A 14,954-nucleotide genomic window follows, 5' to 3' on the forward strand; every position below is an offset into this window, starting at 1 on the left:
CGCTCACCTCACACCGCCTGGCCGTACTAACTGCTCGGGACCGGCACCCGACAGGAGCAGGTACAGCGCCGCCATCCGCACGGAGACGCCGTTCGCGACCTGCTCCCGGACCGTCGAGCGCGGGGAGTCCGCGGCCGCGGCCGAGATCTCCAGCCCGCGGTTCATCGGTCCCGGGTGCATCACAATGCTATCGGGCTTGAGACGGCCCAACCGTTCCTCGTCCAGCCCCCAGCGCCGGGCGTATTCGCGCGTGGTCGGGAAGAACGCCGCGTTCATCCGCTCGGCCTGGATGCGCAGCATCATCACGACATCCGGTCCCGCCGCGATCGCGGCGTCGAGGTCGTAGCCGACCGTCGCCGGCCAGCCGGACACATCCACCGGCAGCAGGGTCGGCGGCGCGACAAGGGTGACGTGCGCGCCGAGGGTCTGCAGCAGCCAGACGTTCGAGCGTGCGACGCGCGAATGGAGGATGTCGCCGACGATCGCGACGCTGACGCCGTCCAGGTCCTTACCTCGTGATGCCGTGCCGTGAAGGCGCCGGCGCATGGTGAACGCGTCCAGCAGGGCCTGCGTCGGGTGCTCGTGCGTGCCGTCGCCGGCGTTGAGGATGCCCGCGTCGATCCACCCGCTCGTCGCGAGCGTCTGCGGCGCGCCCGACGACCCGTGCCGGATGACGACCGCGTCGGCTCCCATCGCCTGCAGCGTCTGGGCGGTGTCCTTCAAGCTCTCGCCTTTGGAGACACTCGACCCCTTCGCGGAGAAGTTGATCACGTCGGCCGAGAGCCGCTTCGCGGCCGCCTCGAACGAGATGCGGGTACGGGTCGAATCCTCGAAGAACAGGTTGACGACCGTCTTCCCACGGAGGGTCGGGAGCTTCTTGACCTCGCGCTCCTGGACGTCGGCCATGTCCTCGGCGACATCCAGCAGCTGGATGGCGTCCTCGCGCGGGAGGTCGCGGGTCGAGAGCAGGTGCCTCATGCCTCGGCCCCCGGCTCCTCGATGGTCACCGATTCTTCGCCGTCCACCTCGGTCAGGCGCACGAAGATACGCTCCGAGGCGGCCGACGGGAGGTTCTTGCCGACGAAGTCCGCCCGGATGGGCAGCTCGCGGTGACCGCGGTCGACCAGCACCGCCAGGCGGACGGCCCGCGGACGCCCCAGGTCGCTGACCGCGTCGAGTGCGGCGCGGATCGTGCGTCCTGAAAACAGGACGTCATCGACCAGCACGACGGTCTTGCCGTCGATCGGGCCAGGGACGGAGGTGGGCTGCGGGGTGCGGGTGGGATGCCGCGACAGGTCGTCGCGGTACATGGTCACATCCAGTGCGCCCACGATGTCCGTCGGGGATGCGACCGCCGCCGGTTCGATGCGCTGGATGTTCTCGGCGATCCTCCTCGCGAGCAGGACGCCGCGGGTCGGGATCCCGAGGATCACCAGATCGTCTGTTCCCCGGTTGGACTCCAGGATCTCGTGGGAGATCCGAGTCAACGCCCGGGCTATGTCAGCCTGCTGCAGCACTGTGCGCGCTGTCATGCCGACCTCCTTCCCCGCCTCACAGGACGGCTGTTAAAGGATGTCTACCTGCTGCCAGTCTAGCAGGGCCTCCGGCCGCCTTCCGGCGGGCCCGCGCTCCGAAGGAGATCCGGCCACTCCCCGGCCGAATCTCCTTCCCTACTGTCATTCGAAGGAGATTCGAGCCCCGTCCTCCTTCGATAGCCCTCAACCTGAAAATAGGGGCCGGACTCAGTGGTCGGCCAGGAACGCCGTGAACGCCTTCTTGTCGGTGACGCCGCCGGGATACATCTTCCCGTTCACGAGGACGGTCGGCGTTCCCTTGATCGTGTCGAGCACCTTCTTGCCGTCGACCTCGATCGGGCCCTTCTGCGAGTTGGCGGTGTTCGCCTGCGCCCACGCCTTGTACGGGCCGCTGTCGGCGAGGCATGAGGAGATGTCGCTCGACCCGGCGTCGATCGCGCGCTTCACCAGTTCCTTGTCGGTGAGCCCGTCGGAGTTCTCCTTGGGCTGGTCGGTGTACAGCGCCTGGTAGAAGGGCAGCACGGCGTTCCGGTCCGTCACCGCGACGCAGGTCAGCGCCGCCGCGGCGCGCGTCGAGTACCCGGTGCCGTTCGAGGCGGCGTCGAGGAAGGTCAGCGGGTGCAGCCGGAGGGTGATCGAGCCGTCCTCGACTGCAGAGTCGAACGTGTCGCCGTTGGTCTGCTCGAATGCGCCGCACACCGGGCACATCGCGTCGAACCAGACGTCGACCTTCTTCGCGCCGTCGCCGACCGTGATGAACCCGCCGTCGAAGTCGACGGCGCCGTCGGTCCCGGTGGGAGGGGCGTCCGTCGCGACGGGAACATTGGATGCGCCGCCCAGCAGCGAGCACCCGGCGACGCTCGCGACGACCGCGGCGGCCAGCACGACGGCCGCGGCCGCCCGGCGCATCCGGCTCTTCACACCGACCTCGCCGCTCACACCGACCTCGCCGCTCACACCGACCTCGTCTGCGCGATCTTGGCCAGCAGCCCGTTCACGAACCCGGCCGAGTCGTCCGTCGAGAGCACGGTCGCAGCCTCAACGGCCTCCGAGATCGCGACGCCGTCCGGCACCTCGTCGTTGTACAGGACCTCCCAGACGCCGATGCGCAGGATGGCGCGGTCGACAGCGGGCATGCGGGCAAGAGTCCAGCCCTGTGCGTACGTCTCGATCTGCTCGTCGATCTCGTCCTGGTGGTCGATCACTCCGTCGAGGATCTCGCGGGCGTACATCCACGACGCCTCGCGCGCCGGCTGGGTCGCCGCACGCTCGGCTTCGGTCGCGAGCGCCTGGCGCAGCGGGATCTGCCGAAGGTCGGCCCCGTACAGCACGTCGAGCGCGCGCTTGCGCGCCTTGGTCCGAGCGCTCATCTAGTTGACGCGGCCGAGGTAGTCGCCCGTGCGGGTGTCGACCTTGACCTTGGTGCCGGTCTCGAGGAACAGCGGGACCTGGATCTGGTAGCCAGTCTCGACGGTGGCGGGCTTGGTGCCGCCGGTGGAGCGGTCGCCCTGCAGGCCAGGCTCCGTGTAGGTGATCTCGAGCACGACGGAGGCCGGGAGCTCGACGTAGAGCGGCGAGCCCTCGTGCAGCGCGACGGTGACGTTCTGGTTCTCGAGCATGAAGTTGGCGGAGTCGCCGACGACCGGGCCCGGGATGGTGATCTGGTCGTAGTCCGACGTGTCCATGAACACGAAGTCGGCGCCGTCCTGGTACAGGTACTGGTAGTCGCGGCGGTCGACGTTCGTGATATCGATCTTGGCGCCGGCGTTGTAGGTGCGGTCGACCGTCTTGCCCGTGGTGACGTTCTTCAGCTTGGTGCGGACGAACGCTCCGCCCTTGCCCGGCTTGACGTGCTGGAACTCGATCACGGTCCAGAGCTGCCCGTCGATGCTGAGGACGACGCCGTTCTTGATGTCAGCGGTTGAGGCCAAGAGGATGTTCCGTTCGTTCGGTGTGAAGATTCGGGTGGATGCCGCGCCTCGATGAGGCGGCCCACAGCAGGCCGCGCACGGCGACCCCAGAAGATTCTAGACGTCAGCGCGCATTTCGGCGAATGAACGCCAGCGCCAACCGGTACGACTCGAACCCGAATCCGGCGATCACGCCGGTCGCTACGGCACTGATGACGCTGGTGTGCCGGAACTCCTCCCGCGCGTGCGGATTCGACAGGTGCACCTCGATGACGGTCCCTCCCGCCTTGGTCACCAGCGACACGGCGTCACGCAGCGCGAACGAGTAGTGCGTCCACGCTCCTGCATTCAGGATGACGGGCGCGCCGGAGTCCGCCGCCTCGTGCAGCCACCGCAGCAGCTGGCCCTCGTCGTCGGTCTGCCGCAGGTCGATCTCGTCGCCCCGGGCGTCCTCCGCGAGCACCGCCCGCAAATCATCGAGCGTCCCCGAGCCGTAGACATCGGGTTCGCGGGTGCCGAGGCGGCCCAGGTTCGGTCCGTTCAGGACGAGGATGCTCGCCACGTCACTCCTCCCCGTCCTTCAGCGGGCGCACGCGCACCGCCGACCAGATGCCGTCCACCGCGATGTTGCTCACGCCGCGCCACCCGTGAGTGCGCGCCTCACCGGCGACCACATCCCGGTTCACGTCGGCCCTGCCGCCCTTCGGATAGACCACCCATACGGCTCGGGCTCCGGATGCGACCGGCAGCTGCTCGGCGTAGCGCGCCAGCAGCTCGTCGCGCGACCGGACGACGGTCGCGACGACGGCCGCCGACGCGACGTCGCCCTCGGTCACCCCGTCGGGCAGCGGGCCGAACAGCGCGCGGTCGTCGTCGGATGCGGCGACCAACGCGATCCGGTCGCCCGGCTTCGCCTGAAACCTCTGCAGCACGGTCTTCTCGCTCACGAGCCCACTTCCTGGTATGCGGCGAACAGCAGGCTCTGGTCGGGGCCGGCCAGCACGGTCGGCCGGGCCACGTCGTCGAGCACGATGAACCGCAGCATACTGCCCCGCGCCTTCTTGTCGCGCTGCATCGTGGCGAGCAGCGTCTGCCAGCGGCCGAGCGGATACGAGACGGGCAGCGTGAGCGACTCCAGGATGCGGCGGTGCCGGTCCACGACCTCGTCGCTCAGCCGGCCGCTCAGCCGGGCGAGCTCGGCGGCGAAGACCATCCCGACCGACACCGCGGCGCCATGCCGCCACTGGTAGCGCTCCGCGTGCTCGATCGCATGCCCGAGCGTGTGGCCGTAGTTGAGAATCTCGCGGAGCCCCTGCTCGGTGAAGTCCTCCCCCACCACCCGCGCCTTGATGCCGATGGACAGCTCCACCAGCCGGCGGAATTCGGGCGTCTCCGGGTCGGTGGCCCGCTCGACGTCGGCCTCGATGATGTCCAGGATCTCGGGCTCGGCGATGAAGCCGTACTTCACGACCTCCGCGAAACCGGCGAGGATCTCGTTCCGCGGCAGCGAAGTCAACGTGTCGAGGTCGCAGACGACCGCGGCGGGCGCATAGAACGCACCGACCAGGTTCTTGCCCTCGGCGGTGTTGATTCCGGTCTTGCCGCCGACCGCGGCATCCACCATGCCGAGCACGGTCGTCGGCACCTGGATGAGCTTCACACCGCGTAGCCAGGTGGCCGCGACGAAGCCTGCGACGTCGGTGACCGCGCCGCCGCCGAAGCCGATCACGGCGTCGGAGCGGGTGAAGTCGGCCTGCCCCATGATCTGCCACAGGAACGACGCCACCTCGACGCGCTTCGCGGCCTCCGCATCCGGAATCTCCGCCAGAAGCACCTCGTAGCGCCCGAGCAGCGACTCACGCAGCTCGGCGGCAGCAGCGCCCAGGGTCGGCGGATGCACGATCAGAACTTTGTTCACCGCGTTGCCGAGGTGCTCGCCGAGCTGGTACCGGATGCCTCGGCCGACGAGCACCGGGTACGGCTCAGCGCCAGAGACGAGGATCTCGGTGGGTGCGTCGGTCATGCGTGTCCTTCTTTCTGCGCCCACTGCGCGATTTCCGCCACGATGGTGTCGATCGGCCGGGACGAGGTGTCGGCGGTGTAGTCCGCAAGCTTCTGGTATAGGTCGCTTCGGGAGGCGACCAGCCGCTTCCACGACTCGAGGTCGGTGATGAGCGGACGTTTGCCGTTGGTGATGCGCTTCGCGATGGCCTCGGCTTGGACCGTGAGGAGCACGACACGCGCGTCCGCGAGGTCCGCCTGCGTCGCGGGGTCGAGGACGGCTCCCCCGCCCAGCGACACCACGCCCGGCTTCCGCAGCGCCTCGGCGACGGCCGTGCGCTCGAGGGCGCGGAAGTGCGGCTCCCCGTGTGCGGTGAAGATCTCGGCGATCGGGCCGTGCTGCGCCACCACGACGGCGTCGGTATCGACGAACGGCAGGTCCAGGAGCTTCGCGAGGCGCTTTCCGACCCGCGACTTCCCGGCGGCCGGCGGTCCGATCAGCGCGATGGTCTCCCGCGACACGGCGGTCAGGCGTACGGAGCGCTGACGCGCTCGGTGGTGAGGTTCTGCGGGATGCTGTCCAGGTAGGAGTGCAGGTTGCGTGATGTCTCCGCCACGGAGTCGCCGCCGAACTTCTCCAGCACGGCATTCGCGAGAACCAGGGCGACCATCGCCTCGGCAACCACACCCGCCGCAGGGACCGCACAGACGTCGGAACGCTGGTGGTGCGCCGGCGCGGCCTCGCTGGTGGAGACATCCACGGTCCGCAGCGCGCGTGGCACGGTGGCAATGGGCTTCATGCCCGCGCGGACCCGCAGCACGCCGCCCGTGCTCATGCCGCCCTCGGTGCCGCCCGCCTTGTCGCTGGTGCGGACGATCGTGCCGTCCTCCGCCAGCAGCTCGTCGTGCGCCTCGGACCCGCGACGGGTCGTCGTCAGGAAGCCGTCGCCGATCTCGACCCCCTTGATCGCCTGGATGCCCATCAGCGCGGCCGCGAGCTGCGCATCCAGCTTGCGATCCCAGTGCACGTGCGAGCCGAGCCCCGGCGGGAGGCCGTACGCCAGCACCTCCACGACCCCGCCGAGGGTGTCGCCGTCCTTGTGCGCCGCATCCACCTCGGCGACCATCCGCTCGGAGGTCGCCGGGTCGAAGCAGCGCAGCGGGTCGGCGTCGAGCGTGTCGACATCCGACGGGCGCGGGAGCGGGGCGTCCTCGGGGACGCGGACAGGACCGATCGAGAGCGTGTGGCTGACCAGGGTGATGCCGAGTTCGTTCAGGAACGACCGGGCGACGGCACCGAGCGACACGCGCGCCGCGGTCTCGCGGGCGCTCGCACGCTCGAGAATGGGGCGGGCCTCGTCGAAGCCGTACTTCTGCATGCCGACGAGGTCTGCGTGGCCGGGGCGCGGACGGGTCAGGGCGGCGCCGCGACCCGAATTCAGGACCTCCGCGTCGACCGGCTCGGGGCTCATCACCTCGACCCACTTGGGCCATTCGGTGTTACCGATGCGGAGTGCGATGGGACTGCCGAGGCTCAGGCCGTGACGGACGCCGCCCGAGACATCCAGCGCATCCTGCTCGAACTTCATGCGCGCCCCGCGGCCGTAGCCCAGCTTGCGGCGCGCCAGATCGGCACGGATCGCGTCGAGCGACACCGGGACCCCGGCAGGAAGACCCTCCAGGACGGCGATGAGTTCGGGACCGTGGGATTCTCCGGCCGTGAGCCAACGAAGCATGCTTCGATTCTGGCATACGCGGTGGAGCTCAATGGCAGCGCGGAGCGGTGCCGCGACCCCAGCGCCGCGCGGTGGAGCTCAGGGCAGCGCGAAGCGGTGCCGCGACCCCAGCGCCGAGGGAGCTTGCGACCGAGGACAGAGCCTGCGACCGAGGTAACCCAGAGGTCACTCCTCCAGCGGAGCGCCCTGCTCGTCTATCCCGACGGCATCCAGCATCGCGGCGAGCACATCCTGCTCATCCTGCAGCGGCTGCAGCGGGTCGCCGGAGACGAACACGCGCACCTGCAGCAGCGCCTGGTGCACCAGCATCGGAAGGCCCGAGACGACCCGCCCGCCGACCGCTTCCCACTGGCGGGCGAGCGGCGTCGGCCACGGGTCGTACGCGACGTCGAACAGCACGGAGCGGCGGCGGGTCGAGTCGGTGTACACCGCCTCGGTCATCGCCCCGCCCGGGAGGGTGCTCATCACGAGCTCCGGGACATCGAGCGACCGGTCGGCCTGCGAGAACGGCCGGATGCGGACACGGAGGCCCAGCTCGTTCGCCAGCGGCTCGATCCACTCGCTGCGGGCCAGGTCGCGCACATGCGCGTCGACCCGCTCGGCGCCGAGCTCTGCCGCCGCGACTAAGGCGGACGCGGCCGTCGCTCCCCCGCCCAGAATGTGGACGTAGCGCGCCTCCGACAGCCCCGCCGCCTGCAGGGCCCGCACGATTCCGGCCACATCCGTGTTGAACCCGCGGAGGTCCTCGCCGTCGATCAGCACGGTGTTCGCGCCGCCGGTCTGCGCAGCGTTCCGGTCGGTCTCCGCGAGCAGCGGCAGCACGGCCTTCTTCAGCGGCATGGTGAGCGAGAGCCCGCGCCACTCCGGCCCGAGGCTCGCCACGAACTCCGGCAAGGCCTCCTCGGTGACGTCGATGGCATCGTACGACCAGTTCAGGCCGAGAGCCGCGTAGGCGGCGCGGTGCAACTCCGGCGACCGGGAGTGGCCGATCGGCGATCCGAGCACCGCCAGGCGGCGGCTCGGAGTCTTGCGCTTGCGCGGCTTGGATGCGGGCGCGGCCGGAGCGGAAACGGGTTCGGGCTCCGGCTCGGCTTCGGGCGCTTCGTCCGCGGCCTCCGCCTCGTCGATTCCGGCCTCTGCCTCGTCCGTCCCGGGCTCCACCTCGTCGTCGTGCGGAGACTCGCGGTCGACCGCATCCTCCGCCTCCTCGACGGCGGCCTCCTCGGCCTCCCGCTCGCGTTCACGCTCTACCAGCTCCGCGATCGAGGCCTCCGCCGACGCCTCCGAGACGCCGTCCTCGACGGCCGCTTCCTCGTCGGCACTCTCAGCGTCGCCCTGGTCGCTCAGCGCGACGGCGTCATCCTCCAAGACGGCCGGCTCCGCCAGGTCCTCGTCGCGGCGTGCCTTGCTGGTCTCATCCATAGCTGGGGTTGTCCCTCATCCACTGCTGCCACTTCTCCACCGCAGCCTCGTGCTCGGCCTGCGTGGTCGAGAAGATGGTCTCTCCGGTCTGCAGGTTCCAGGTCACGAAGTACATCCACGAGCCGTCGGCGGGATGCTGCACCGCATTGATCGCCAGGTCACCCGGGTTCGAGATCGGGCCGACCGGCAGGCCGGGGTGCACGTACGTGTTGTACGGGTTCGCGGCGTCCGCCCGCTCGGCGTCGGTCGTCTCCACGCGGTCCGTATGGCCGGTCCCGTAGGCGACCGTCGCATCGGACTGCAGATCCCAGCCCTGCGCCAGCCGGTTGAGGAAGACGCGGGCGACCTTCGGGTAGTCGTCCTTCAGCCCAGCTTCGCGCTGCACGATCGACGCGAGTACCACCTGGTTCCAGCGGTCCGCTGGGGCGACACCGGCCTCGTCGAGCGCCTGGAACATCCGGTCGACCATGGTCTTGATCGCCTGCTGGGCCGTCGTGCCCGGGGCGAAGGTGTAGGTGGCCGGGAAGAGGAACCCCTCGAGCGATTTGGCCTCCGGAGGGAGCCCGTATGCGGCGGGATTCGCGGCCGCGGCCTGCAGGTCCGCCAACGGGATCTTCGTGGCGTCGGAGACAGTCTGCAGGATGTCCTTCTCGGCCGTCCCCTCCGGGATGACCGCGGTGTTCTCCACGCGCGAGCCCGGATCCTTGAGTGCAGCGAGGGCAGCTGCCGCGCTCATCCGCTTTGCGACCTTGAAGACACCGGGCTGGAACTCCACCTCGGGCTTCTGGCGGAGCAGCAAGGAGTAGAACGCGTCGGAGGTCTTGACCACGCCGGCCTTCGCCAGCTTGTCGGAGATCGTCGACCCGTCATCGCCCGAGGCGATCGTGAACAGGACTTCTCCGGTGCCGCTGCCCTTGTAGTCGTTCTCCGGGGGAAACAGGGCGGTCTGCAGCTTCGCGATCTGCGGCTGGAAGATCGCGTAGGCGCCTCCGGCCATGCCGCCGAGGACAGCAAGGATGACGATGGTGACGATCAGCCGCTTCACCCAGCGGCGCTTCTTCGGCGGCTCCTCATGCGACAGATAGTTCTGCTGTCGCCAGATGAGAGGATGCCCATCCTCGGCGGAATCGGTCTCGGTATCCTCCAGCACGCTGAAGACAGTACGCGCAGGATGGTCGGAGTGCGAAGAAACGTGCTCCTCGGCTCCGTGCCGCGCGGCGACGCCGACGGGCTGGGGGTCCTCCACCTGGGCGACAGGGCCCGTGATCACGGCGTCGAAGTCGAGGCCCGCGAGGGCGGCGATGTCGGCCGGGGACTCCTGCGTGGGCGTCGAGGACGAGATGGGGCCCTTGTCTGAGAGCGACCACGGCGCGGCCGACGGGGACTGCGCGGCCGAGACCGGCGGGGCGGGCAGGTCCGGGGCCGGCTGGTCCGGCGCGGCCTGCTCCGGCGCAGCCTGTTCCTCCGCGGCCTGCTCCTTCGCCGCGTTCTCCTGCGCTTCGCGGGCCGCACGCGCCTCCCGGCGCGTCATCGGCGCGCGTTCGCCGCCGGGCGTCGACAGTGACGCGGGCGGGTTCTGCGGCGCTGGCGGCCGGTTCACGGCCGGGAAGGCGGGCGGCTCGGGCCGCTCCGGAGGGTTCTGAGCCAAGCTAGTGTCCAATGCTCGATTCGACGGGGTCACCCGGCGGAAGGCCTGTGGCCCGTTCCGCATCGAGGGCGTGCTGCAAAATTATCGTGGCCGCGACCTGATCCACCACTGGCCGCGCCTTCTTCGTGTTCCGCCCCGACGCGCGAAGCGCCTGGGTCGCCGACACGGTCGACAGTCGTTCGTCGACCAGCCGCACCGGAACGCCCACCTCGACGGCCAACGCTTCGGCGAAGCCGACAGCGTCTGCTGTCGAGGCGGTGTGCGAACCGGAAAGCGCCAATGGTAGCCCGACGATGATCTCGAAGGCTCCGAGTTCACCGACGATCTCGCCGATTCGTCGGCGATCCGCAGCATCCTCGGAGCGCGGCACCGTCTCGACGGGGGTGGCCAGCATCCCATGCAGGTCGGAACGGCTCACCCCGATCCGGACCTTGCCGACATCGATGCCGATCCGCACCCCGCTACGCACGGGGAGTTATCCGATCGCCGAGACGATGGCGCTCAGAGCGGCCGGAATCGCATCCGCGTCCGTTCCGCCGCCCTGCGCCAGGTCGGCCTTGCCGCCTCCGCCGCCACCGAGCACGCCGGCCGCGGTCTTGGCGAGCGCACCCGCGTTGACGCCGGCGTCCCGCGCCGCCTGATTCGTGGCGACGATGACGACCGGCTTGCCGCCCGCACGAGCAGCCAGCGCGACGGTCGCGGGGTCGGAGCCCAGCCGCTCGCGGACCGTTGTCGCGAGCAGGCGCAGGTCGTCGGCCGTGTTCAGCGTCCCGGCGTCCTCGGCCACGACCGAGACACTGCCGCGACGCGTGGCCGATTCGAGCAGGGCCGGAACCTTGTCGAGCACCGCACGGGCCTCGAACGCCTGGATGCGCTTCTCCGCCGCCTTGAGGCTCGCCATGAGGTCGGCGATCTTCTCGGGCAGTTGCTCGCGCGGCGTCTTGAGGGACCCGGAGAGCTGCGACACGATGGTCCGCTCGACGGCGAGGTCCTTGAACGCCTCGAGGCCGACCAGCGACTCGACGCGGCGATTGGTCGAGCCGACCGACGACTCGCTGATCAGGTTGATCATCCCGATCTCGGAGCTCGTGGCGACGTGCGTGCCCGCGCAGAGCTCGCGCGACCACGGGCCGCCGATGTCGACGACGCGCACCGTGTCGCCGTACTTCTCGCCGAACAGCGCCATGGCGCCCAGCGACTTCGCCTCGGCGAGCGGCAGCTCACGCGTGGTGACCTCGAGGTTCTGCCGGATGGCGTTGTTCGAGATCTCCTCGATCTCGCTGCGGGTGTCAGCCGAGAGAGCCTGGTTCCACGAGAAGTCGAGGCGCAGGTAGCCGGCCTTGTTGTACGAGCCGGACTGGTGCGCGTTCGAGCCGAGCACCTGGCGCAGCGCCGCGTGGATGATGTGGGTGCCCGAGTGCGCCTGGCGCGCGCCGCGGCGGTAGTCCGCATCCACGATGCTCGTAGCCGGCGCACCGACGCCGACCTCACCGCTGCGGACCAGCACCTTGTGGCTGATCAGGCCCTTCACGGGCTTCTGCACGTCGAGCACGTCGAGTTCGTAGCCGGGGCCGACGATCGAGCCGGCGTCCGCATCCTGACCACCGGACTCCGCGTAGAGCGCCGTCGCGCCGAGGATGATCTCGGCGACCTGGCCCTCGCGCGCCCGGTCGACGGACCGGCCGTCGACGATCAGGCCGAGCACGCTCGACTCCGTCTGTAGGTCGGTGTACCCGGTGAAGACGGTCTCGCCCAGCGAGCGGAACGAGCTGTAGACGGACAGGTCGGCAAGCGCCGTCTTCTTCGCCTTCGCATCCGCCTTCGCGCGCGCGCGCTGGTCGGCCATGAGCTTGTCGAAAGCCGTGCGGTCGACGGTGAGGCCCGCCTCGTCCGCCATCTCCAGCGTCAGGTCGATCGGGAAGCCGTACGTGTCGTGGAGCAGGAAGGCGGTGTCGCCCGCGAGCTGCTTCCGGCCCTCCTTCTGCGTCGACGCGACCGCGGTGTCCAGGATGCTCGTGCCCGCCGTGAGCGTGCGGAGGAAGGTTTCCTCCTCCGCGTAGGCGAGCTGAGAGATCCGGGAGAAGTCGCTGTCGACTTCCGGGTACGCCGCCTTCATCGCGTCGCGCGACGCCGGGAAGAGCTCCGGGAAGGTCGCGGTCTCGACCCCGAGGAGTCGCATCGAGCGCACCGTGCGGCGGAGAAGGCGGCGCAGCACGTAGCCGCGGCCCTCGTTCGACGGCGTCACGCCGTCGGCCATCAGCATCAGCGCGCTGCGGACGTGGTCGGCGACGACGCGCAGCCGCACGTCGTCCTCGTGCGCCTCATTGCCGTAGGGCTTGTTCGCCAGCTGCGCCGCGCGGTCGAGCACCGGACGCACCTGGTCGATCTCGTACATGTTGTCGACGCCCTGCTTGATGAACGCGACGCGTTCGAGCCCGAGGCCCGTGTCGATGTTCTTCTTGGGCAGGTCGCCGAGGATCTCGAAGTCCTTTTTGCCGTCACCCTCGCCGCGGAGGTACTGCATGAAGACGAGGTTCCAGATCTCGACATACCGGTCGTCATCGGTCGCCGGTCCGCCGTCGGCGCCGTACGCAGGGCCGCGGTCGAAGAAGATCTCCGAGCATGGACCTGCGGGCCCGGGCTGGCCGGTCGACCAGTAGTTCGTGTCCTTGCCGAGGTCCTGGATGCGCTCACGCGGCAGGGTCGAGACGCGCTCCCAGATCTCGCGCGCCTCTTCGTCCTCCTCGTACACGGTGACCCACAGGTCCTTCGGGTCGAAGCCGAGGCCGCCCTCGTCCTCGGAGGTGGTCAGGAGCTCCCACGCGAACGTGATGGCCTGCTCCTTGAAGTAGTCGCCGAAGGAGAAGTTGCCGGCCATCTGGAAGAACGTGCCGTGCCGCGGCGTCTTGCCGACCTCCTCGATGTCGAGGGTACGGATGCACTTCTGCACACTCGTCGCGCGCGGGAACGGCGCGGGGACGACGCCCGTCAGATACGGGACGAAAGGCACCATCCCGGCCACCGTGAACAGCAGCGACGGGTCGTCGCTGACCAGGGACGCGGAGGGGACGACGGTGTGGCCGCGCTGGGCGAAGAAGTCGAGCCAGCGGCGGTGGATTTCAGCGGTCTGCATGGGTTCCGGTCGATCGAAGTCTGGCGGGGTGAGGGATGTCGGGCGTCAGTCGCCCTGGATGGCCGAGCGGATCTCGGCCTCGCGCTGGCGGTAGCCGTCGGTGACGGCCTCCCCGAAGTCGCGCGCCCTCCTGTCGATGTTGCTGAAGAATTCGCGACCCTTGGGGGTCTCGTTGACCTTGTGGGCCACGGCGAAGCCGATGGCGGCACCGATGAGCAGCCACAGGAAACTCTTCATGCTGTTCCTCCCTCTCTGGACGACGCCACGCGTGAGCGCCGGCGCACCCGGACAAGTCTAGTGGGGGCCGCTGGGCCCTTACCGGGATGCGGTCTTCCGGCCCGACGACCCTCGGGAGCCGAAGCCGCCGGCCGCGCGGAATGCCGCACGTGCGGCGGCGCTGAATCCGGCCAGCTTGATCAGCGGACCGCCGACCGTCGCGGCGAACAGCGCGACCAGGGACGACACGTTGCCGGTCACATCCGCCACGTTCTTGGTGATGACGTCGACGCGCGCGAGCTGCTTGTTCGTCTCCTGCAGCGTCGTCGCCGTCTCGTCGAGGATCGGCGTGATGCCGTCGCTCGCCTCCTTGATCGCGGCGCGGGTCTGATCGAGCACCCGCCCCAGCTTGATCAGCGGGATGGCGATGAAGCCCACGAGGACCGCGAACACGACGGCCGCGATCAACCCTGCGATGTCTCCTCCGGACACGTCGGCTCCTTCCATTCCGCCACGGGCATACCGCACCAGCGTAGCCGTATGCGGCGTCGGCGGGAACGCGAAACGGGGCCGCGGCAAGAAGCCGCGACCCCGTTCCGGGTGTTGCTGGGTCTTAGCGAGCCGCGTAGTACTCGACGACCAGCTGGACCTCACAGGTCACGGGGACCTCGGCGCGCTTCGGGCGGCGCACGAGGCGGGCCTGGAGCTTGTCGATCTCGACCTCCAGGTAGCCCGGCGTCTTCGGCAGCACGTCGAGGTGACCGCCGGCGGCCGCGACCTGGAAGGGCTCGGTGCCCTCGGAGCGGGCCTTGACGTGGATGAGCTGACCCGGCTTCACGCGGAAGGACGGGCGGTCGACGAGCTGGCCGTCGACGAGGATGTGGCGGTGCACGACGAACTGGCGGGCCTGCGTGATGGTGCGGGCGAAGCCGGCGCGGAGCACGAGAGCGTCCAGACGCATCTCGAGGAGCTCGACCAGGTTCTCACCGGTCAGACCCTGGGTGCGGCGGGCCTCCTCGAAGGCGATGCGGAGCTGCTTCTCGCGGATGCCGTACTGGGCGCGCAGACGCTGCTTCTCGCGCAGACGCACGGCGTAGTCCGAGTCGGCCTTGCGCTTGGTGCGGCCGTGCTCACCCGGAGCGTAGGGGCGCTTCTCCATGTAGCGCGCCGCCTTCGGGGTGAGCGGGATGCCCAGGGCCCGCGACTCGCGGGTCTTGCTGCGGGAACGTGAAGACACGGTTTCCTTTCGAAATTTCTCTCTGACAAATGGGATGCGGGCATACACGCCTGTATTAGGCACTGCCCGCAGAGAGAGGGATTGTCGCCGGGACGCCCGGCTACAGGGCCAGTCCT

At 69.5% G+C, this 14,954-nt stretch carries 17 protein-coding genes; all 17 read right to left on the reverse strand.

The genetic code is table 11. The annotated features are described in order from the left end of the window. Positions 1-3: 3 nt before the first annotated feature. Positions 4-978 (reverse strand): aspartate carbamoyltransferase catalytic subunit, encoded by a 975-nt coding sequence (locus AB7E03_RS04740; protein WP_489939767.1) that lies wholly within the window; start codon positions 976-978, stop codon positions 4-6. Continuing rightward, positions 975-1,532, reverse strand: coding sequence for a bifunctional pyr operon transcriptional regulator/uracil phosphoribosyltransferase PyrR (pyrR, locus tag AB7E03_RS04745; RefSeq protein WP_489939769.1), 558 nt, complete (start codon positions 1,530-1,532; stop codon positions 975-977). Before pyrR ends, AB7E03_RS04740 begins: the two co-directional genes overlap by 4 nt. A gap of 210 nt (positions 1,533-1,742) precedes the next feature. Further along, positions 1,743-2,492: a DsbA family protein gene (locus AB7E03_RS04750; protein ID WP_489939771.1), complete on the reverse strand. Its 750-nt coding sequence runs from the start codon at positions 2,490-2,492 to the stop codon at positions 1,743-1,745. Continuing rightward, entirely contained in the window at positions 2,489-2,905 is a 417-nt protein-coding gene (nusB, locus tag AB7E03_RS04755) for a transcription antitermination factor NusB (RefSeq protein WP_441782052.1), read from the reverse strand. The genes AB7E03_RS04750 and nusB overlap by 4 nt, the downstream gene beginning before the upstream one ends. After that, the gene (efp, locus tag AB7E03_RS04760; protein WP_441782051.1) at positions 2,906-3,466 is read right to left on the reverse strand and encodes an elongation factor P; all 561 of its coding nucleotides are present in this window, start codon (positions 3,464-3,466) and stop codon (positions 2,906-2,908) included. It abuts the gene before it with no gap. Positions 3,467-3,569: 103 nt separating this feature from the next. Then, positions 3,570-4,007, reverse strand: a complete 438-nt coding sequence (locus AB7E03_RS04765; protein ID WP_489939774.1) for a type II 3-dehydroquinate dehydratase — start codon at positions 4,005-4,007, stop codon at positions 3,570-3,572. A gap of 1 nt (position 4,008) precedes the next feature. Further along, complete coding sequence (locus AB7E03_RS04770) at positions 4,009-4,392, reverse strand: hypothetical protein (RefSeq protein WP_489939776.1); 384 nt, start codon at positions 4,390-4,392, stop codon at positions 4,009-4,011. Beyond that, positions 4,389-5,468, reverse strand: coding sequence for a 3-dehydroquinate synthase (gene aroB / locus AB7E03_RS04775; RefSeq protein ID WP_489939778.1), 1,080 nt, complete (start codon positions 5,466-5,468; stop codon positions 4,389-4,391). The genes AB7E03_RS04770 and aroB overlap by 4 nt, the downstream gene beginning before the upstream one ends. After that, a complete protein-coding gene (locus tag AB7E03_RS04780; protein ID WP_489942860.1) occupies positions 5,465-5,977 on the reverse strand; it encodes a shikimate kinase in 513 nt (170 codons plus the stop codon). Before AB7E03_RS04780 ends, aroB begins: the two co-directional genes overlap by 4 nt. Then, positions 5,974-7,182 (reverse strand): chorismate synthase, encoded by a 1,209-nt coding sequence (gene aroC / locus AB7E03_RS04785; RefSeq protein ID WP_489939780.1) that lies wholly within the window; start codon positions 7,180-7,182, stop codon positions 5,974-5,976. The genes AB7E03_RS04780 and aroC overlap by 4 nt, the downstream gene beginning before the upstream one ends. 165 nt (positions 7,183-7,347) lie before the next feature. Continuing rightward, complete coding sequence (locus tag AB7E03_RS04790) at positions 7,348-8,604, reverse strand: shikimate dehydrogenase (protein WP_489939782.1); 1,257 nt, start codon at positions 8,602-8,604, stop codon at positions 7,348-7,350. Then, positions 8,597-10,252 (reverse strand): endolytic transglycosylase MltG, encoded by a 1,656-nt coding sequence (gene mltG, locus AB7E03_RS04795; RefSeq protein WP_489939784.1) that lies wholly within the window; start codon positions 10,250-10,252, stop codon positions 8,597-8,599. The genes AB7E03_RS04790 and mltG overlap by 8 nt, the downstream gene beginning before the upstream one ends. 1 nt (position 10,253) lies before the next feature. Next, positions 10,254-10,721, reverse strand: coding sequence for a Holliday junction resolvase RuvX (ruvX, locus tag AB7E03_RS04800; RefSeq protein WP_489939786.1), 468 nt, complete (start codon positions 10,719-10,721; stop codon positions 10,254-10,256). Between the two features lie 6 nt (positions 10,722-10,727). After that, on the reverse strand, positions 10,728-13,385 hold the full coding sequence (alaS, locus tag AB7E03_RS04805; protein WP_489939788.1) for an alanine--tRNA ligase: 2,658 nt from the start codon (positions 13,383-13,385) through the stop codon (positions 10,728-10,730). Positions 13,386-13,430: 45 nt separating this feature from the next. Beyond that, positions 13,431-13,622: a YtxH domain-containing protein gene (locus tag AB7E03_RS04810; RefSeq protein ID WP_441782042.1), complete on the reverse strand. Its 192-nt coding sequence runs from the start codon at positions 13,620-13,622 to the stop codon at positions 13,431-13,433. 78 nt (positions 13,623-13,700) lie between these two features. Then, positions 13,701-14,093, reverse strand: a complete 393-nt coding sequence (locus tag AB7E03_RS04815) for a DUF948 domain-containing protein (protein ID WP_441782041.1) — start codon at positions 14,091-14,093, stop codon at positions 13,701-13,703. A gap of 121 nt (positions 14,094-14,214) precedes the next feature. Then, on the reverse strand, positions 14,215-14,838 hold the full coding sequence (gene rpsD, locus AB7E03_RS04820; RefSeq protein WP_441782040.1) for a 30S ribosomal protein S4: 624 nt from the start codon (positions 14,836-14,838) through the stop codon (positions 14,215-14,217). Positions 14,839-14,954 lie beyond the last annotated feature (116 nt).

Source organism: Leifsonia sp. RCC_180, from assembly GCF_058138205.1.